This is a genomic window from Pilosibacter fragilis (assembly GCF_032490495.1).
GTDB lineage: Bacteria > Bacillota > Clostridia > Lachnospirales > Lachnospiraceae > Pilosibacter > Pilosibacter fragilis.
In genome coordinates this window covers 65,305-84,303 of the sequence record NZ_JAVYJB010000004.1, presented here as the reverse complement: position 1 = coordinate 84,303, position 18,999 = coordinate 65,305, and the positions used below count along the sequence as shown (strand labels likewise).

Genomic DNA, 18,999 nt, shown 5'->3' with positions numbered 1-18,999 from the left:
TCTTATCAAAAAATTTTCAACGTACTTGATCGGGTCATTTTAACGATTTCAAGTATTTTATAAACGTTCAGCGCAAATCCCATCATTTTTTATCATTTGGAAGCACAATATTCAACAAAATTGCAACCATAGCCGCCGGAACAATTCCGGAACCGCCGAAGATCAGCTGGATCGCCTGCGGGGTCTGAGCTAAGATTGCCGTGTTCGCTCCCATTCCATAACCAACTCCAAGCGCTACAGAAACGATAGTCAGGTTCTTCGCTGTCATCTTCTCCTTTGTGACCAGCTGGATTCCGCTGATCACGATGGATGAGAACATCATAACGGCTGCGCCGCCGAGAACAGCCTGCGGCATAATAGAAACGATGGCGCCCAGCTTCGGAACAAGACCGCAGAGGATCAGGAATACTGCGCCTGTCGCGAGAGCGGTACGGTTCACTACTTTTGTCATCGTAACCAGTCCGACGTTCTGGCTGAAGGAGGTATTCGGAAGAATTCCAAACAGTGCCGCGAAAGAAGATCCGATACCGTCGCAGATCACGCCGCCGGAAAGCTCCTTGTCTGTCGCCTCACGGTTCATTCCGCCTTCAATAACACCGGAGATATCTCCGACCGTCTCAACAGCTGTTACGATAAACATGATGAGGATCGGCGCGATGGCACGGGCATCAAACACCGGCTTCACCGGAAGAAATTCCGGAATGCTGATCCAGCTTGCCTGGGCGACTTTATCCCAGTTCAGTACCCATGCTTTCGTGTACTCGGCTCCGTCTGCCGTGATTCCCGTTGTCGGAAGAACCAGGCTCATAACAAATGCCGCAATATATCCCGCAATGATTCCGATGAGAATTGCGGAGTTGCTTGCCATTCCGTTGGTCCAGTGTTTCACAGTAAGGATCACCACAAGGACAAAGATCGCCAGGAGAAGGTTCTCCATAGAGCCAAAGTCCTTCGCGCCGCTTCCGCCGCCGAAAGAATTGATCCCTACGGAGATCAGGGACAGTCCGATGGACAATACAACCGTTCCCGTTACAACTGCCGGGAAAAATTTACGCAGCGGCTTGATAAAGAATCCGAGAACACTCTCAAAAAGACCGCCGAGAATTGACGCTCCCATGATCGCGCCATAGGTGGCGAGTCCGCCGCCCATAGTGTCCGCCACACTCTTGAAAACTCCGATAAAACCGGAGCTGGTTCCCATGATGATCGGAACTTTACCTCCGATCGGACCAATCGCATAGAGCTGGACCAGAGTCACAACTCCCGCTACAAACATCGCGTTCTGTAAAAGACAGACCTGAAGATGGGCGAACTCCTCGCTTCCACTGATTCCGCATGCGCCGCAGATAATAAGAAGCGGGGTCAGGTTTCCGACAAACATCGCCAATACATGCTGGAGTCCAAGTGGAATCGCACGTTTCAACGGCATTTTTCCATAGAAATCATACATCGCCTGATCCGTTATCTTTTCTTTTCCCATACGTTTTTCTCCCCTGATGTAAATTTTTTCAGCTGCCTGTGTATGTACAGCCGTAATTTTCCACTGTCCCATCTGAATTCCGGCACGATTGCCATCGACAGGTTCACTTATTAACAGTGATTATTTTTTGTACCGTCATTATAAGCAAAAAAAGACAGCATGTAAATATGCTGTCGAAAATTTATATGTTCTTTTTTCGTTCTGGATCGTCAGTGCCGGATGCCTCCGCTGCAGCATGCAGGCTTTTCAGTTCGGAAATCCTTATCTATGTGGAGTAACGAGATCAGGACTCTTCCCCCTCATTGGCTTCTTCCATGGTGACGACAGCCTGGGATCTTTCATCCGTATAATGGATCCGCAGAACTGCCTGAGGCCAGTTGAGCTGGATATGAGCGGTCTTGTTCTGCTCGGCTCCGGCTTTTTCGATAAGTTCAATGAGTTCTTTCAGAACCTCACGGGTCAGGTAGCCGCCGCGCCAGTGGAATGTAAGTGTTTTATTCTTCTTTGCAGTCTGCAGGGAGCGCTTGTAAACTTCCTCCGTCTTTGTGAAGGAAAGTTTTTTCTCTTTATAGTAAAAGTGATCACCGTCCGTACAGGCCGGGGCGGGGGCGATCAACGGCTCATGGTCGCGGAAGACCGCCTTATCGTCCAGATTGAAGTAGTCGTAGCGGATCTCACCGCCGGTCTCAACGCATTTTCCAAGGCTGTTGTCGAAGGTGGCATCCAGGTGATAGCAAGTCTTACCGATCTTCACGATATTCCATGTATGGCGGTACTTGATCCCTTTTTCCGGATTGTTTCCGCATAAGGCGATCATACACCAGATTCCAAGCGCGTCGCAGAGGATCTTGACCGACTTTGCGATCCCCTCGCAGACGCCGACACCATGACCCAACGGTCCGATAATTTCATGGGAATAGGGCTTTTTCAGTTTATCGTAGTGGATATTCTCACAGATAAAATCGTGGATATACTTTTCCTTTTCCAGCTCCGGGAGCTTTGCCGCCGGTCTTGCGAGCTTTTCCACCCGGGCATTCATGGCTTTCTGGTGGTCTTTGATTTTGCTCTTCTCAAAAAGGTATTCCGGGATGAAGATCAGATTCGGGGAATCCGCGAAATACCGGTATTTAAAGCTGGACACCCAGAAAATCTCCGGGTGGTCAAGGCGGAGCTCAAAAAAAATATCGCTTAAGGCGTGACCGTCGATCCGGGGGATCTGGAAAGAGTCAGCAAGGCTTAACAGTCCCTGCTGCATGGCACGGTAAACAGCCTGTCGCTCTTTGTCCATGTGATTATAATAAAATGGTTCCATGATAGTTGTGATCCTTTCAAATCTCTAAAAATTTACCCGACTCAGTATAACGTATTTGTAAATGCTTTTCCAGTTAAATTCTGCGGAAAAACATTAACTGTACAATCGTTGTAAGGTTTAATATTTTTGTGCGCCAGTGCGTCAACGCAGAATTGGCTCGTGCGTCCGCGCAAAGCGAAAGAAGACCGCCCATCACCAGCACAACACTGACAACAGGCGGTCTTCACATATTCATATTTTATTCCCCGCACTCTCCAGCAGCTGCCCGATCTTCGAAACAAACAGATCGAACGCAACATCGTTCTTTCCGCTGTTGATAACGATATCGGCGAGAGCCCTCGTGGGCTCTACATACATGTAGTGCATGGGTTTTACGGTTGTTAAGTACTGGGTGATGATTCCTTTCAGGTCGCGGCCGCGCTCCTCTACGTCGCGGACGATGCGGCGGAGGATCCGCTCGTCAGCGTCGGCTTCCACATAGACTTTGATGTCCAGGAGGCTACGGATCCGCTCGTCGGCGAGAAGCAGGATGCCCTCAACGAGGATGATCGGTCTCGGCTCGATCTTGATGATCTCGCTGGATCGGTTGTGCTGGCTGTAGTCGTAGACCGGACACTCGATGGTCTTTCCGGCTTTCAGCTCCTTTAGGTGCTCCACCAAAAGATCTGTCTCCAGGGAATCCGGATGGTCATAGTTGACCTTCACACGCTGCTCAAACGGGATCCCGTCCTGTCTGCGGTAATAGTTGTCGTGGTAGATCACGACAACATCATCCCCGAAGTACTGCCTGAGCCTGTTCGTAAATGTCGATTTTCCTGAGCCAGACCCCCCGGCAACTCCGATAATAATAGGTTCCATATCGATTACCTCGTAAGTCCAAATTCTTCCGGCATGAATCTCGGACAGATATTCTCTGTCGTGCAGATCACCGTTGCCGCAAGTCTTGTACCGATTCTGCATGCCTCCTGCAGCGTCTTGCCGTAGGTAAGTCCGATGCAGACGCCGGAAAAGAACGCATCCCCGGCTCCCGTCGTGTCCACGATATCTACCTTACGTCCCGGATAAATTCCGGTGTGCCCGTCCGAATCAACAAAGACAGATCCGTCTCCTCCCATGGTGACCACCATGCGGGAGATCTTGGCGGAACGGATCCGGTCCGGAAGAATTGCCGCTAACTCTGCCGGAGTCATATGGTCATAGTCTTCCGAGAACAGGATTCCCGCCTCCTGCTGATTGCACACAAAACATGCAGTTCTGCGGATAAAATCTCTTCTCTCCACAGCGATCGTCATATTGGATACAAGCGCATAGACCTCTTTGTGATACTTTTCCGCATACATGAAGGTCTTTTTCACGATCTCCTTGTCTGTATCGATCTCGATCGCAATGCTGTCCGCATCCTTAAAGATCTCGTCCCCATGCTCATCTAAGATCTGCTCGATGGGCTTGTGGTCCGGTCTCTTTGAGATGGATGCCACCACGTCTCCCTCATGATCAAAGACGGCCAGCCATGTTCCCATGCCGTCCTTGACCTTCTTCATATACTTCGTTTCGACTTTATGGCGTTTCAGCTTCTGGATCACATCGTCTCCCATGGCGTTGTCATCCACCGCACTGATAAATGTCGGTTTCAGCTCGATATTTGCGATGTTCTCCGCCACGTTTCTCGCAACGCCGCCGTGGATCTGGATCACAGTTCCGGCATTTCTTCCCTGCGGAATATAAGGGGACAGGGAATACCCCTTAATATCTATAAACACATCTCCGATTACTACAATTCCCATCGTAATTCTCCTTTATCTATGTCCTTTATCTCTGACCTTTATCCTGTTGGGTCATTTGGGATATGATCCTTTGTGGTGTAATCTTAACACATGTTAAAATGCGTGGCAAGAGTCAGTTCTGTCATGATCTTCTCTCTTGAGGTCATATCCAAAAAAGATCCTGACCGGAGGCATTGCTGCTTCCAGACAGGATCTTTCTTCTATATAAAATAAGATTCCGTGTAACTGTTCAGTACCCTCACAGTTACGATTCAGTTACTTGTTCTCAATATCCATGATCATATCAACACGTCTCTGATGACGTCCGCCCTCGAAGCTTGCGCCAAGCCACTCGTCGACGATCATCTTTGCTAGTTCGCTTCCAACGACGCGTGCACCAAACGCGAGGATGTTGGAGTTGTTGTGCATTCTGGAAAGCTTTGCTGTGTACGGCTCGCTGCAGACACATGCGCGGATGCCTTTTACCTTGTTTGCTGCCAGGGAGATACCAACGCCTGTTCCGCAGATAGCGATTCCGAGGTCTGCCTCGCCGTCAGCGACAGCACGGCCGACTTTCTCACCGTATACCGGATAGTCACAGCTCTCCGTGGAGTCGGTTCCGAGGTTTAATACTTCGTAGCCTTTGCTCTCAAGATGCTCTTTGATGATGTTCTTCAGCTCTACTGCAGAATGGTCATTTGCGATTGCGATTTTCATTTCTTTCTTCTCCTATGATTGTGATAGTGTAACCGGAAATTATTTTGCCAGTTTTATAATATGATGTTGGGGTCAAAAGGTATTTTGACCCCTATGATACCGGATTGCTCCGTACTTCGTACTCCCGCAATCATCAAAAACATTCATAATTCGCTCATTTTTCTGCGAAAAATGGCTACTTATTCATGTTTTTGGCGGGTCCCAAGGTCAAAAATTCTCCTGCAAGCAAGCTTGCGTCGAACTTCTGACCTTTTGACCCTGGTATCATAATATTTTGAATCCGTCCAGAAAACTGTCCGGCTTCATGCAAATATTTAATTATCGCCGTCATCCGCATTCTCAACCTGAAAGAATATCTGGATCAGGTCGAGTCTGGATGTCATGGACACTAAGAGCATGTCCATAGCGGTGATAGCGGCCATGGATTCCACCACAACGACAGCTCTCGGAACAACCACCGGGTCGTGGCGCCCGTGGATCACGAGATCGATATTCGCGCCGTCCTTTGTGACGGTCTCCTGGGACTTTGCGATAGACGGGGTCGGTTTGAAGGCCGCCCGGAATACCACATCGCTCCCGTCGCTGATTCCTCCGAGAACGCCGCCAGCATGGTTCGTCTCCTTTACGATCTTGTCCCCGTCCATTCGGAACTCATCGTTATTCTCAGATCCGCATGCCTTTGTTGCGGCAAAACCGTCACCGATCTCAAAGCCCTTGACGGCACCGATGGAGAGGATTGCCTTTGCGAGGTTCGCGTCCAGCTTCTCAAATACCGGCTCGCCGAGGCCTGCCGGAAGACCGGAGATCACGCACTCGACGACACCGCCGACGGAGTCGCATTCCGCGATCTTCTGGTCAAGATAATCCTCTGCTGCCTTTGCTGCCTCCGCATCCGGAAAACAGAAGCGGTTATTCTGGATCTCAGCGAGATCCATCCGCTCCGGGGAGACTTCCACCGGTCCGATGGACTTCGCGTATGCGGTCACGGAGATATTCAACTGTTTTAAGAACTTCTCTGCGATGGCACCTGCTGCGACGCGGCCGATGGTCTCCCGGGCGGAGGAACGTCCGCCGCCGCGGTAGTCGCGGAACCCGTATTTTTCCTCAAAGGTATAATCCGCATGACCCGGGCGGAAACAGGAAGCGATATTGGAGTAATCCCTGGATCTCTGGTCCGTGTTCCGGACGATCATGGAGATCGGTGTTCCTGTAGTCTTTCCCTCGAAGACACCGGAGAGGATCTCGACCTCATCGCCCTCTTTTCTCTGGGTCGTAAAGCGGCTCTGGCCAGGTTTTCTGCGGTCTAAGAGCTTCTGGATATCGGATTCGTCCAGTGGAAGACCCGCCGGGCAGCCGTCGACGACAACTCCGATGGCCTTCCCGTGGGATTCTCCCCAGGTCGTTACTTTAAATATTGTGCCGATGGTAGAACCTGCTGCCATGTTATGTTAATCTCCAATCTTTACAATTTCACAGCAGTTTGGCTCATTGACCGTAATGCTGCGGTCGCTCATGACGAGAAGACCTTTTTCATAGTCGATCTTAAAGAAGGAAATACTTCCCTCGTGGTTGATGGATGCCAGATGCTTTCCGTCCGGGAAGATCGCGATGTCCTTCGGGTAATCACCGCTGATCGGGAGACAGAAGCGCATTGTCAGCATGCCGGTCTCATCATCGCGGTCGTACATGGATACCGTATTGTCTCCGGCGTTGCTGCAGAATAAGTGCTTCTCATCCGGGGAGAGGTGCATCGCGCAGGCTGCGGTCAGCTGGTTCGGCTTGCTTCCTGTAGAAGGAATCGTCTGGATCTTCTCCACGATCGGAACGCGCTCACCCTCCTTATAAGAATAAACCTCGATCATATTTTTCAGCTCATAGAGAACATAGAAGAAACGTCCGTCGGAGCTGAACATAAAGTATTTCGGAGCGGATTCCAGCTCGCAGCGGATCGTGTCCACGAGAGTGATCTTTCCGTCCTTGTGGTCGAAACGGTAGACCTTGATCTGGTCGATTCCAAGGTCCGCCACCATTAGGAAACGCTCGTCCGGAGTCAGGCGGCTGCAGCTCACATGCGGGCGGAAGCTGCGCTCCGCAACGGATCCGAGGCCCTTGTGGAAAACGCCGTCGGCGATCTGGCCCACGGCGCCGTCCTTATTCAGGTTGAGGACCGTGATCTTTCCGTCATGGAAACCGGAGATAAAGATATAGTCGTCGGCTTTGCTTGTTGAGAGATGGCATCCGCGCATGCCCCTGATATTTGCGCTGTTTAAGCGGGCAAGGCTTCCGTTCGAAAGAACGCGGAACGCCACAACACCCTCATCGGCGATGGAGTAGAGGATCTGTCCGTTCTGGGACGCTTTCAGATAGGAAGAATTATCGACCTCCACTTCGCAGCGGTAGATGAATTTTCCAGCCTCAACATCCACATCATATACAGTGATTCCCTTTGCCTTTCCCGTGTAGGAATAAGAACCCACATAGGCCATGTATTTTCCAGTCATAGGTAATTTCCCCTTTACTTTCAATTCTCCGAAAATGCCTCGTCCGGCAGCGTTTCGGAATTTCATAGATATGCTCATTTTATCATAATCTGCCCCGTTTGTTAATCGAAATCTGAAAAACTCCGGGAATCGTATGAAAGAAAAAACATACCTCAGATTTTATTTCGAAACGGGGTCGGAAATCTATTGACAGAACATGGAAATCATGAGTAAATATACAAGATGAAATTCTTGTCGCACAGTCATTTTTTGTGCTGTTCTGCGTCGAAAGACAGCAGGACGTTTGAATATTTTTACATTCAGGAGGAAAAAAGAATGGAGCATCCGCTCATTGATTTGTCCCATATTTGGAAGAGCTATGACGGCGATCTGATCCTTGATGATCTGAGCCTTTCTGTAAAGGAAAATTCCTTTGTGACACTGCTCGGTCCGAGCGGCTGTGGAAAGACCACAACTTTAAGGATCATCGGTGGATTCGAAAAACCTGACAAAGGCCAGGTGATCTTTGACGGCGAAGATATCACAAACACACCGCCGAATAAACGCCAGTTAAATACAGTTTTCCAGAAGTATGCCCTGTTCACCCACATGAGCATTGCGGAGAATATCGCGTTCGGTCTGAAGATCAAAGGCAAATCAAAGAGCTATATTGACGATAAGATCAAGTACGCGCTGAAGCTCGTAAACCTGGACGGTTTCGAGAACCGCAGCGTGGATTCCCTGAGCGGCGGCCAGCAGCAGCGGATCGCCATTGCCCGCGCCATCGTAAACGAGCCGAAGCTTCTTCTTCTCGATGAGCCGCTCGGTGCCCTCGACTTAAAGCTCCGCCAGGACATGCAGTACGAGCTGATCCGGCTGAAGAATGAGCTGGGAATCACCTTTATCTACGTCACCCATGACCAGGAAGAGGCACTGACCATGTCTGACACCATCGTCGTCATGAACCAGGGCTATATCCAGCAGATGGGAACCCCGGAGCAGATCTACAACGAGCCGGAGAACGCCTTCGTCGCGGACTTTATCGGCGAGAGCAATATCGTGGGTGGTACGATGATCCACGATGAGCTTGTTGAGATCTTCGGCGCGAAGTTTGCCTGCGTGGATAAGGGATTCGGAAACAATAAACCTGTGGACGTCGTGATCCGCCCGGAGGACATCGACCTTGTGAAACCGGAGGACGGCACGCTTCAGGGCGTTGTCACGCACCTGATCTTCAAGGGCGTCCACTACGAGATGGAGGTTACGACCCCGGACGGCTACGAGTGGCTGGTCCACAGCACGGACATGTTCCCGGTCGGACAGAAGGTCGGCATTCATGTGGATCCCTTCGATATCCAGATCATGAACAAGCCGGAGTCCGAGGACGAGGAGGCCGTGGGAGTCAATGAATAGAAAAGCATCCAGATTTCTGGCTTATCCTTATATGATATGGATGGCAGGATTTACGGTGATCCCTCTGCTCATGGTATTCTACTATGGATTGACGGACCGCAGCGGGGCATTCACCCTGGCAAACATCCTGGCCATCGGTTCCTCTGAGCATCTGAAGGCCCTCTGGCTCTCCCTGGCGCTCGCGGGAGTCAGCACCGTGATCTGCCTCCTTCTGGCGTATCCGCTGGCGCTGATCTTAAGAAAACGCCATATCGGAAAAGGCAGCTTCGTGGTATTCATCTTCATTCTCCCGATGTGGATGAACTTTCTCTTAAGAACCATGGCATGGCAGACACTCCTCGAGAAGAACGGCGTGATCAACACCTTCCTCACAATGCTGCATCTGCCGAACATTGCGATCATCAACACACCGGCGGCCATCATCCTCGGCATGGTCTACAACTTCCTGCCGTTTATGGTACTGCCGATCTACAATACCCTTGCGAAGATCGATGACAACGTGATCAACGCGGCCAGGGACCTGGGCGCGGACAACTACCAGACGCTCACAAAGATCCTGCTTCCACTAAGCGTTCCTGGAATCGTCAGCGGGATCACGATGGTATTCGTACCGGCACTCACCACCTTCGTGATCTCGAACCTCCTGGGCGGCAGCAAGATCCTGCTCATCGGAAACGTCATCGAGCAGGAATTTACAAAGGGAAGCAACTGGAACCTCGGTGCCGGACTTTCCATCGTGCTCATGGTATTCATCCTTCTCAGCATGACCATGATCGCAAAATACGATAAGGATGGGGAGGGATCTGCATTCTGATGAAAACCGCAAGAGAAAGATTTAAGAAATTTATTGAGGATTTCTATCTGGTGCTGGTACTGGTCTTTCTGTACGCGCCGATCCTCGTCATGATGGTCCTGTCCTTCAACAGCTCGAAATCGAGATCCCAGTGGGGCGGATTCACCTTAAAATGGTACACACAGATGTTTGAGAGCGCCACGATCATGGATGCCCTCTATAATACGTTACTGATCGCGTTCCTGTCGGCGCTTATCGCAACGATCCTCGGAACAGCGGCGGCCATCGGTCTCTCCGCGATGAAGAAGCTTCCGCGGACGATCTGCATGGGACTCAACAATATCCCGATGCTAAACTCCGATATCGTGACAGGGATCTCCCTGATGCTGATGTTCATCGCCTTCGGGATCTCCCTGGGCTTTAAGACGATCCTGTTCGCCCATATCACCTTCAACGTGCCCTATGTGATGCTGAGCGTCATGCCGAAGCTTAAGCAGACGAGCCGGAACACCTACGAGGCGGCCATGGACCTGGGCGCCGGTCCGTTACAGGCATTTTTCAAGGTAGTATTCCCGGATATTATGCCTGGTGTGTTATCGGGCTTTTTGATGGCGTTTACGATGTCTCTCGACGACTTTATCATCACCCACTTTACGAGGGGCGCCGGGATCAATACACTTTCCACCCTGATCTACAGTGAGGTGCGCCGCGGCATCAAGCCGTCCATGTACGCCCTGTCCACCGTGATCTTCGTGACGATCCTCGCGCTGCTTCTCATCACGAACTTTGCCCCGGCAAAACCACAGACGAAAGCAGGAGCCGGAAACTTCGGACCGAACACGGTGCCGGATAAAGGAAAGAAGCCGTTGTGGAACGGAAAGACAGCCATCGTGCTGGCGTCCTTCCTGATCGTGGGAAGCGTCTGCTATACAAGCTATCTTCACTTTGCGTCATCCCACTCCAACGAACTCTACGTTTACAACTGGGGGGAGTATATTGATGAGAGTGTTATCGATGAATTTGAGGCGGAGACCGGAATTCATGTGACGTATGACCTCTTTGAGACAAACGAGGAGATGTATCCGGTCATCGAGGCAGGAGCAGTCAGCTACGACGCGGTATGTCCGTCGGACTACATGATCCAGAAGATGGTGGAGAACGGACTTCTCGCCGAAATCAACTTTGAGAATGTGCCGAATATTGCGAATATCGATCCGGTCTACCTTGAAAAATCAAAGGCGTTTGATCCGGAGAACCGCTATTCTGTCCCGTATACATGGGGAACGGTCGGAATTATCTACAATGTCCAGAAGCTGGAAGAGCTTGGAGTCCCGGCGCCGACAAAGTGGTCGGATCTCTGGGATGAAAGATTAAAGGGCGAGATCCTGATGCAGGACAGCGTCCGCGACGCGTTTATGGTTGCATTAAAGGAACTTGGATATTCCATGAACACCACAGACGTGGGAGAGCTGGAGGAGTCGAAGAAGCTTCTCCTGGCGCAGAAGCCGTTAGTACAGGCATATGTTGTGGACCAGGTCCGCGATAAGATGTTAAACGGCGAGGCGGCGGTAGGTGTTATCTACTCCGGTGAGCTGTTATACCTTCAGGAAGAGGCGGAGACACTGGATCTCGATTATGATCTTGAGTACGTTCTTCCTAAAGAGGGAACAAACCTGTGGATCGATTCCTGGGTCATCCCGGACAACGCGAAGAATAAGGAGAACGCGGAGAAGTGGATCAACTTCCTCTGCCGCCCGGATATCGCGGTGAAGAACTTCGAGTACATCACCTACGCAACCCCGAACAAGGCAGCGTTCGAGATCCTGGATCCGGAATATCAGGAAAATAAATCTGTATTCCCGGATACAGATGAGCTGGAGAATTCTGAGGTCTACAGTTATCTTGGAACCGAGGCGGATGATCTCTATAATGCACTCTGGAAGGAAGTTAAATCACAGTAATATATGAAAGGAAACGGGAATCCGGCAGAAACAAACTCTGCCGGGTTCCCGTTTTTGATTTCTATAGTTCCGTATTTTATGATACCAGGGTCAAAAGGTCAGAAGTTCGACGCAAGCTTGCTTGCAGGAGAATTTTTGACCTTGGGACCCGCCAAAAACATGAGTAAGTAGCCATTTTTCAAAGAAAAATGAGCGAATTACGAATGTTTTTGAGAATTGCGGGAGCACGCAGTGCAGAGCAATTCGGTATCAGAGGGGTCAAAAGCTTTTGACCCCAACATCATATTTTACATCAATACTGCCCTTATCTCCGGTTCGCCTTCTCCACATGCACGCTCTTACCTTTGATCTTCACATGGTTCATTGCGTCCATAACGATATCGGCCTGCTCCTTCGGAACTTCCACGAAGGTATATTTGTCATACATATCGATACTTCCAACGAGACGGCCCGGAATTCCGGATTCACCGGCGATGGCTCCTAAGATATCGCCCGGCTTCACGTTCTGATTCTTTCCGAGGTTGATGAACAGTCTTGTCATGCCGCCTCTGGCGTTCTTTCTGTCCATGTACTCCTCGTCATCGCCTCTCTGGCGTCTGCGTCCGTTTCTTCCGCGGTCATTTCTTCCGCCGCGTCGGTCGAGATCGTCAAGGTCACGGAGCGGTCTTCCCTCATCCGCGATGTCCTCGTAATCGTCGCCCATGGCCATCTTCAGGAACGCTGCCGCAAGCTCTAAGGAAGTGTAATCCTCAGCAAGAAGACGCTTCTCGATAATATCTGTCATGCGCTCTAAATTGCTGTCGTCACCGATATGCTGCTGAACATCATCTAAGATCTTCTCTGCCTTGATCGCAGTCACATCATCTAAGGACGGGATCGGCTGCGGAACGATTTTTGTCTTGCAGAATCTCTGGATGTCGCGGAGCTTGTAGACCTCGCTTCCCACCGCAAGGCTGAATGCGCGTCCTTCTCTTCCGGCACGTCCGGTACGTCCGATACGGTGTACATAGTACTCGTCATCCTGCGGAATATCGTAGTTAAATACGGCTTCCACATCGTCAACGTCGATACCTCTCGCCGCAACGTCCGTCGCAACAAGGATCTCGGTAGCGCCATTTCGGAAGCTTCCCATTACACGGTCACGCTGCTCCTGCTTTAAGTCTCCGTGAAGACCTTCCGCAAAGTATCCGCGGCCCTGGAGTGCCTGCACCAGCTCATCCACCTGCTTTTTCGTGTTACAGAACGCAACGGAGAGCTTCGGGGAATAGAGATCCAGCAGACGGCACATAACTTCCACTTTATTTCTCGGTTTTACTTCATAATAATACTGGGTCACCTTCGGAACCGTCAGTTCCTTCTTTACGACCTGAACCATCTTCGGGTCCTTCTGGAACTTCTGGGCAATCTGGGCGATCGCGTGAGGCATTGTCGCGGAGAACATTACGGTCTGGCGCTCCTCAGGAAGCTCACCGAGGATCGTCTCCATGTCCTCGAGGAATCCCATGTTCAGCATCTCGTCCGCCTCATCGAGAACCACCGTGTGGATCGCGTCGGTGCGGATCGTCTTTCTTCTCATATGATCCATCACACGTCCCGGGGTTCCAACGATGATCTGGACACCGCCCTTTAAGGAGCGGATCTGTTTTACGATCTCCTGTCCGCCGTAGACCGGGAGGATCTTGATCCCGGACATGTATTTCGCAAGGCGGCGAAGCTCTTCCGCTACCTGGATCGCAAGTTCTCTCGTCGGGCAGAGGATCATTGCCTGTGTCTTTCTGTTTTCCGGGTCCATCTTCATGAGAAGCGGAATTCCAAAAGCCGCGGTCTTACCGGTTCCGGTCTGCGCCTGGCCGATCATGTCATGGCCTTCCATCTCAACCGGGATCGCCTGGGCCTGGATCGGGGACGCCGCCTCAAATCCCATATCTGTAACTGCGCGGAGGATCCGCGGGTCTAAATTAAGTTCGTCAAATCTGATTGTTTCCATTCAATATCCTTTCTATGTTGTCTGCATAACAATTCCATGCCAGGATACATTCATTCGACGACTCCTACGGACTCCCAGATCTCTATACCGGTCACAGAATTCTATATACAATACTGACGGCTCGTTAATATTTCAAGCCATACAGGGTGCAAATGTAAAATATCTTATAACATAGGGAGGAAAAAGTCAAGCGACGATGTCTAAAAAAACGGAAGGGCAGGTACTTTTTTAAGTACCACGCCCTTCCGGGGTGTATGTTAATTTAAACCAGTATCAAGCCTCTTTTTTGTGGTAGCACAGATATCCAAACGCCGCCGCAACGCCCACCGAGTAGATCACGAAGGTGCAGGCAAACGGAAGCTTCGCATTCACAGAGTAGATAAATCCCGCTGTCAGGGAACCCGCAATACTTCCCAATGACTGGGTCGCGTTGAAGAATCCCATGACGAGGTTCTTCTGCTCCGGCGATGCCTGGTCTGCCACCATGTTCTGGAGAACCGGGACGCTGACGGAATAGCCAGCGTAAACAAGGATACTGAACAGGATGAAGATTCCGATCTTCACGGATATCAATGTTCCGATGGAAGCCAGCGCACAGAACGCTGTGAGAACCACCATAGACTTTTTGACGTTCGTCTTCTTGATGATCCAGATACAGAGGCTCATGTTCGCGATAAAGGATACGAAACCGACGCCCGCCTTGATGATTCCGTTGTAGGAGGAAGTCAGGCCCAGCTGTGCCTTTAAGTAGTAGTTAAAAGCCTGGTCGAAACCGGTATTTCCGAAGTTGATAAAGATGTTGATCGCAAACAGGAACACGAAAGCCATGCACATGAAATTCCTGCTGTCGATGAACGCCTGGAATGGGTTCGCTTCCTTCATGAGCTGCTTTGCCGGAATATCCTTTAAATTCGCCGTGCTGTCCGGTTCACAGATAAGGAAGAAAGCAATTGCCACCGCGATCAGGGTTCCCGCCTGGACTAAGAACGCCAGACGCACGGAAAACTCGCCTAAAAATCCGCCTATCATGTAGCCGAAAGCGCTGGCCACGCTCTTGATCGTTGCACTGTATGTCAGGTATTTCCCCTGGTCTTCCGGGTCTGACTTGTTTACGATATAGGTCAGAAAGCTTACAAAGATACCGCCGGTGAAGAGTCCCGCGAACATTCTCGCGAGAATGATCATGAGTTCCGTCGTAGCGTAGGCAAACCATACCTGGGCCACACCGTATCCCAGACAACAGATCAATAAGGAAAGCCTTGAAGAAATATAGTTATTGATCTTACCCCAGAACGGAGATAACAGGAAGTTTGTGATCAGCATAACTGCTAACGCCACTCCAAACATGTAGTCGTGGAGCTGCAGCTCCTGAATTACCGTCGGTGTGACCGGGTGGGCAAAGTTGGCTGCCAGGTTAAATACGATCATGGCAGTGAAAAAGGCAGCAAATCTCAATTTGTACTTCATAAGCGTTGTCTTCCTTTGTCTTAATTTTCAGTTCCAGACTTCTGTCATTCTTCACGTCCCACTGAAACTGTTTCGTTTTTTCGCATTTTGCTTTATTTTTGCAGAAAATTCACATAATTCAAGTTTAAACTTATATCCGCTGAATGTCAAGCGCAAACAACCGTATGTTCTCTGTAACACTTTATCAGGATTTTTCTCCCCGCAGCAAAGGCACACCCCAAACATCAGGATGTGCCTATTACTCTTAGCTTTCGGTTTCTATTTTCCCGACATCTCTGCCATAATTTCCGCCATCTCTTTTAATCCTGTAAACACAGCATCCGGCACCGTGTCAGCGTTCTCCAGATCACCGGCCTTCGTCTCCCCGGAGAGCACCAGAATCCCGTGGGCTCCATTTGCCACGCCGGTCTTCACATCGGTATAGAGACGGTCTCCCACAAAGGATATCTTCTCCCGCTCGCTTCCCGTGAGTGTCAGCACCATATCCACAGTTTCCTTAAATGGTTTTCCCACATACTTTGGCTGCTTTCCCGTAGACAGTGAGATTGCCGCGCACATAGCACCACAATCCGGGATAAATCCAGCCCGCGTCGGACAGTTGATATCCAGATGTGTTGCCAGGAATACTGCCCCACTCCGGATGTAGGTACAGGCCCTCTCTAACTTCTCGTAGGTCAGAGTCATATCAAATCCGATGACCACAACATCCGGCATATTCTTTGTGAGGAGAATGCCGTTCTCCCGGAAATTTTCCTCCAGGTCCGGGGTTCCAACTAAGTAAACCCTTTTTCCCGGATAATACATTTTCAGATATTCGATCATCACATCGCCGGATGTAATGATCTGATCCCGGCGGATATGGCAGTCCATTTTCGCCAGCTTATCAATATAGGTCCTCGGAGATTTCGAGGAATTATTTGTAAAAAATACATACCGCTTTCCGAGACGTTCCACCTGTCTTAAAAATTCCAGGGATCCGTCCAGGATCTGCGTGTCCAGATAGAAGGTTCCGTCCATGTCCAGGACGAAAAGCTCTGTCTCCTCCAAAAGTTTTTTTCTGTCCATCTTCCTTTTCTCCCTGCCTTATACCTTGAACCGGTATCCGACACCCCAGATCGTCTCGATATACTGGGGTTTCGCGGTATTCATCTCGATCTTCTCGCGGATCTTCTTGATGTGGACTGTAACGGTCGCAATATCACCGATGGATTCCATGTCCCAGATCTTGGAAAACAGCTCTTCCTTCGTGAAGACGTGGTTCGGGTTCTGGGCTAAGAACGCCAAAAGGTCAAATTCTTTTGTCGTAAAGTTCTTCTCCTCGCCGTTTACATAGACGCGGCGGGCTGTCTTATCGATTTTTAAACCGCGGATCTCGATGATATCGTTCACCGGGGTTCCGCTTCCGATGAGTCTCTCGTAGCGGGACAGGTGGGCCTTGACTCTCGCCACCATCTCGCTCGGGCTGAACGGCTTTGTAATATAGTCGTCAGCACCGAGACCAAGGCCGCGGATCTTATCGATATCGTCTTTCTTTGCGGAGATCATGATCACCGGTGTGTTTTTCGTCTCTCGGATCTTCTTACAGATCTCAAATCCGTCCACTCCCGGCAGCATAAGATCCAGGATAAAGAGGTCGAACTCCTCCGAAATCGCCCGCTTTAAACCGGCTTCTCCGTCATTTTCTATCTCAACCTCGAAACCGGACAGTTCCAGATAATCCTTTTCGAGTTCTGCAATACTCTCCTCATCTTCTACGATCAGAATTTTGCTCATATAAGTTCCTCCTGTTATGGGTATTATATTTTACTGCTGCGCGTCCCCCGCGATCTTTCTGAGTACAAAGTGGATCTCTGTTCCGATTCCCAGCTTGCTGGTGGCCCAGATCTTTCCTCCATGGTCCTCAATGATCTTCTTTACGATGGAAAGGCCGATGCCGCTTCCGCCCTTGCTGGAATTTCTCGAGGAATCCGTCCGGTAGAAACGGTCGAAAATATACGGAAGCTCTTTCTGTCCGATGCCTTTTCCGTTGTCCTCGATCTCCACCTGGACAAAGTCACCCACATCCAGGATCCGGATATTGATGATCCCATTCTTTTTATCCATGTATTTTAAGGAATTTCCGATGATGTTGTTGATGACGCGCTTCATCTGCTCCGCGTCGGCGATCACCATCACGTCCTCATCTACAAAGTTAAAATAGCCAAGCTCGATTCCTCTCGCCTCGAGTTCCAGTCCTACTTCCTCCACACAGTCGCGGAAGTAGTTTGCCACATTGATCTTCGAGAAGGTATACGGGATCTTATTTGTGTCGATCTTTGAGTAGAATGTCAGCTCGTTGATCAGACGGTCCATATCGTTCGCCTTGTTGTAGATCGTCCGGATATATTTATCCCGCTTCTCCGGCGAGGACGCAACACCTTCCATAAGACCTTCCGCGTAGCCCTTGATGGCTGTGATCGGGGTCTTTAAATCGTGGGAGATGTTGCTGATCAGCTCCTTGCTCTCCTTATCATACTGGATCTTTTCTTCCGTCGATTCTTTCAGACGGATCCTCATTTCCTCGAAGTTCTGGCAGAGCTGCCCGATTTCATCATCGTCCTCCACATCGAGAGTGAAGTCCAGATTTCCGTCGCGGATCTGTTTCGTTGCCTCCTGAAGCTTTCCGATCGGCCATAAGATCGACCGGTAGACCCAGGCTGTCAACATACCGCCAGTGATAAAAAGGATCAGCACACTGCTGAAGAACATCTCTGTGATCATGGATTTTACCTCCGGGATCACATCCACAACGTTTGTCACAAGGTAGACCGCGATCCGGCTCCCATCTGCCAGTTCAAATTCTCTCTGTTTGATCAGATGTTCCGTATTTTTATCCAGATAATTGCCCCAGGAATCAGAGTCATTGATCTCCGCATAGTCCGATATCTCTCTCTCCAGGCTCGATGCTGTCTCGTCGTTTCCTATATAGATCAGTTTTCCATCCTTCGTCACCATCAGAAAGGAGTGTTTTTCAGTCATCCGGGCGTTCAAGTCGCCCAGATACGACTGGTCCGTGAAAATCTCCGGATCCTTCGCGATCTTTTCTTCGATCTCCTTCTGAATGCTCTCAGTCAGGTGGCTGAATACCCGGATCGACGCGCCGGCAGAGAGATCCACCTGGCCAACGTCGTAGGTCTCCCGGAACACCCGGTTCTGATAGGAACTGAGTCCTAAAATCGAGATATAGATCAAAAAGATCGGTACCACCGTGATCGTCAGAAATGTGATAAGTAATTTTGTACGTATTTTCATGAGCGGCTGCGCGCTCCCTTCTTATTTTTGTCCGCCAGTCTGAGAGGACATACCGGCTTTCTGATCGCTCCGCACTACGTGCTCCTACGTCTGTGCCCCGCACCGGCCAGTGCAAAGCGATCCGGTATCCGATGGGGCAAAGGATCCTTTGACCCCAACAGCATATGATAAGTATAACACAACTCTTGTGGGTAATTTATAAAAGTATTCTAAAAAAGAATGTGCCTTGGCACATTCTCGCGCCTCGCGCGGTCGCTTGCGACAGTCTACATCTTCGCGCGAGTGCGCATTTTGGGCACGTCAGTGCCTTTTTATGTAACAGGGAATTCCTCGGA

The 18,999-nt window shown here is 50.2% G+C and carries 15 protein-coding genes; 3 read left to right on the top strand and 12 right to left on the bottom strand.

Going from position 1 to position 18,999, the window contains the following annotated elements:
- Positions 1–82: 82 nt before the first annotated feature.
- The 7 genes from ABCW45_RS04770 to ABCW45_RS04740 all read right to left on the bottom strand — a co-directional run bounded on the left by ABCW45_RS04770 (position 83) and on the right by ABCW45_RS04740 (position 7,773).
- Complete coding sequence (locus tag ABCW45_RS04770; protein ID WP_117469178.1) at positions 83–1,480, bottom strand: uracil-xanthine permease family protein; 1,398 nt, start codon at positions 1,478–1,480, stop codon at positions 83–85.
- 283 nt (positions 1,481–1,763) lie between these two features.
- On the bottom strand, positions 1,764–2,792 hold the full coding sequence (locus ABCW45_RS04765) for a transglutaminase domain-containing protein (RefSeq protein WP_117483748.1): 1,029 nt from the start codon (positions 2,790–2,792) through the stop codon (positions 1,764–1,766).
- 231 nt (positions 2,793–3,023) lie between these two features.
- Entirely contained in the window at positions 3,024–3,650 is a 627-nt protein-coding gene (udk, locus tag ABCW45_RS04760; protein ID WP_343220388.1) for a uridine kinase, read from the bottom strand.
- A 5-nt stretch (positions 3,651–3,655) separates the two neighbouring features.
- Positions 3,656–4,576 carry a carbohydrate kinase family protein gene (locus tag ABCW45_RS04755; protein WP_117469175.1) on the bottom strand — a complete coding sequence of 307 codons (921 nt, stop codon included), beginning with the start codon at positions 4,574–4,576 and terminating at the stop codon, positions 3,656–3,658.
- Between the two features lie 255 nt (positions 4,577–4,831).
- Positions 4,832–5,272: a ribose 5-phosphate isomerase B gene (gene rpiB / locus ABCW45_RS04750; protein ID WP_015553253.1), complete on the bottom strand. Its 441-nt coding sequence runs from the start codon at positions 5,270–5,272 to the stop codon at positions 4,832–4,834.
- 314 nt (positions 5,273–5,586) lie between these two features.
- A complete protein-coding gene (gene aroC, locus ABCW45_RS04745; RefSeq protein WP_117513707.1) occupies positions 5,587–6,714 on the bottom strand; it encodes a chorismate synthase in 1,128 nt (375 codons plus the stop codon).
- A 6-nt stretch (positions 6,715–6,720) separates the two neighbouring features.
- Entirely contained in the window at positions 6,721–7,773 is a 1,053-nt protein-coding gene (locus tag ABCW45_RS04740) for a lactonase family protein (protein WP_117469173.1), read from the bottom strand.
- Positions 7,774–8,088: 315 nt separating this feature from the next.
- Between ABCW45_RS04740 and ABCW45_RS04735 the strand changes: the two genes are divergently transcribed.
- From ABCW45_RS04735 to ABCW45_RS04725, 3 genes are read left to right on the top strand one after another with little or no spacing between them, the layout of a single operon-like run.
- Entirely contained in the window at positions 8,089–9,165 is a 1,077-nt protein-coding gene (locus ABCW45_RS04735; RefSeq protein ID WP_021904493.1) for an ABC transporter ATP-binding protein, read from the top strand.
- Complete coding sequence (locus ABCW45_RS04730; RefSeq protein ID WP_144364093.1) at positions 9,158–9,979, top strand: ABC transporter permease; 822 nt, start codon at positions 9,158–9,160, stop codon at positions 9,977–9,979. The genes ABCW45_RS04735 and ABCW45_RS04730 overlap by 8 nt, the downstream gene beginning before the upstream one ends.
- On the top strand, positions 9,979–11,919 hold the full coding sequence (locus tag ABCW45_RS04725; protein WP_117551733.1) for an extracellular solute-binding protein: 1,941 nt from the start codon (positions 9,979–9,981) through the stop codon (positions 11,917–11,919). The genes ABCW45_RS04730 and ABCW45_RS04725 overlap by 1 nt, the downstream gene beginning before the upstream one ends.
- A gap of 304 nt (positions 11,920–12,223) precedes the next feature.
- Here ABCW45_RS04725 and ABCW45_RS04720 read toward each other — a convergent pair whose 3' ends face one another.
- From ABCW45_RS04720 to ABCW45_RS04700, 5 genes are all read right to left on the bottom strand, one after another.
- The gene (locus tag ABCW45_RS04720) at positions 12,224–13,906 is read right to left on the bottom strand and encodes a DEAD/DEAH box helicase (protein WP_015553246.1); all 1,683 of its coding nucleotides are present in this window, start codon (positions 13,904–13,906) and stop codon (positions 12,224–12,226) included.
- Between the two features lie 273 nt (positions 13,907–14,179).
- Positions 14,180–15,373 (bottom strand): MFS transporter, encoded by a 1,194-nt coding sequence (locus ABCW45_RS04715; RefSeq protein WP_015553245.1) that lies wholly within the window; start codon positions 15,371–15,373, stop codon positions 14,180–14,182.
- 258 nt (positions 15,374–15,631) lie between these two features.
- Positions 15,632–16,438 carry an HAD-IIA family hydrolase gene (locus ABCW45_RS04710; RefSeq protein ID WP_343220387.1) on the bottom strand — a complete coding sequence of 269 codons (807 nt, stop codon included), beginning with the start codon at positions 16,436–16,438 and terminating at the stop codon, positions 15,632–15,634.
- A gap of 18 nt (positions 16,439–16,456) precedes the next feature.
- Positions 16,457–17,146, bottom strand: coding sequence for a response regulator transcription factor (locus ABCW45_RS04705; protein ID WP_015553243.1), 690 nt, complete (start codon positions 17,144–17,146; stop codon positions 16,457–16,459).
- Between the two features lie 30 nt (positions 17,147–17,176).
- Positions 17,177–18,664: a sensor histidine kinase gene (locus tag ABCW45_RS04700; RefSeq protein ID WP_117469139.1), complete on the bottom strand. Its 1,488-nt coding sequence runs from the start codon at positions 18,662–18,664 to the stop codon at positions 17,177–17,179.
- Between the last annotated feature and the right edge of the window lie 335 nt (positions 18,665–18,999).

Bases quoted from the DNA above. Each gene is read 5' to 3' on its own strand.
- ABCW45_RS04770 (WP_117469178.1), bottom strand. From the start codon at position 1,480: ATGGGAAAAGAAAAGATAACGGATCAGGCGATGTATGATTTCTATGGA.
- ABCW45_RS04765 (WP_117483748.1), bottom strand. From the start codon at position 2,792: ATGGAACCATTTTATTATAATCACATGGACAAAGAGCGACAGGCTGTT.
- udk (WP_343220388.1), bottom strand. From the start codon at position 3,650: ATGGAACCTATTATTATCGGAGTTGCCGGGGGGTCTGGCTCAGGAAAA.
- ABCW45_RS04755 (WP_117469175.1), bottom strand. From the start codon at position 4,576: ATGGGAATTGTAGTAATCGGAGATGTGTTTATAGATATTAAGGGGTAT.
- rpiB (WP_015553253.1), bottom strand. From the start codon at position 5,272: ATGAAAATCGCAATCGCAAATGACCATTCTGCAGTAGAGCTGAAGAAC.
- aroC (WP_117513707.1), bottom strand. From the start codon at position 6,714: ATGGCAGCAGGTTCTACCATCGGCACAATATTTAAAGTAACGACCTGG.
- ABCW45_RS04740 (WP_117469173.1), bottom strand. From the start codon at position 7,773: ATGACTGGAAAATACATGGCCTATGTGGGTTCTTATTCCTACACGGGA.
- ABCW45_RS04735 (WP_021904493.1), top strand. From the start codon at position 8,089: ATGGAGCATCCGCTCATTGATTTGTCCCATATTTGGAAGAGCTATGAC.
- ABCW45_RS04730 (WP_144364093.1), top strand. From the start codon at position 9,158: ATGAATAGAAAAGCATCCAGATTTCTGGCTTATCCTTATATGATATGG.
- ABCW45_RS04725 (WP_117551733.1), top strand. From the start codon at position 9,979: ATGAAAACCGCAAGAGAAAGATTTAAGAAATTTATTGAGGATTTCTAT.
- ABCW45_RS04720 (WP_015553246.1), bottom strand. From the start codon at position 13,906: ATGGAAACAATCAGATTTGACGAACTTAATTTAGACCCGCGGATCCTC.
- ABCW45_RS04715 (WP_015553245.1), bottom strand. From the start codon at position 15,373: ATGAAGTACAAATTGAGATTTGCTGCCTTTTTCACTGCCATGATCGTA.
- ABCW45_RS04710 (WP_343220387.1), bottom strand. From the start codon at position 16,438: ATGGACAGAAAAAAACTTTTGGAGGAGACAGAGCTTTTCGTCCTGGAC.
- ABCW45_RS04705 (WP_015553243.1), bottom strand. From the start codon at position 17,146: ATGAGCAAAATTCTGATCGTAGAAGATGAGGAGAGTATTGCAGAACTC.
- ABCW45_RS04700 (WP_117469139.1), bottom strand. From the start codon at position 18,664: ATGAAAATACGTACAAAATTACTTATCACATTTCTGACGATCACGGTG.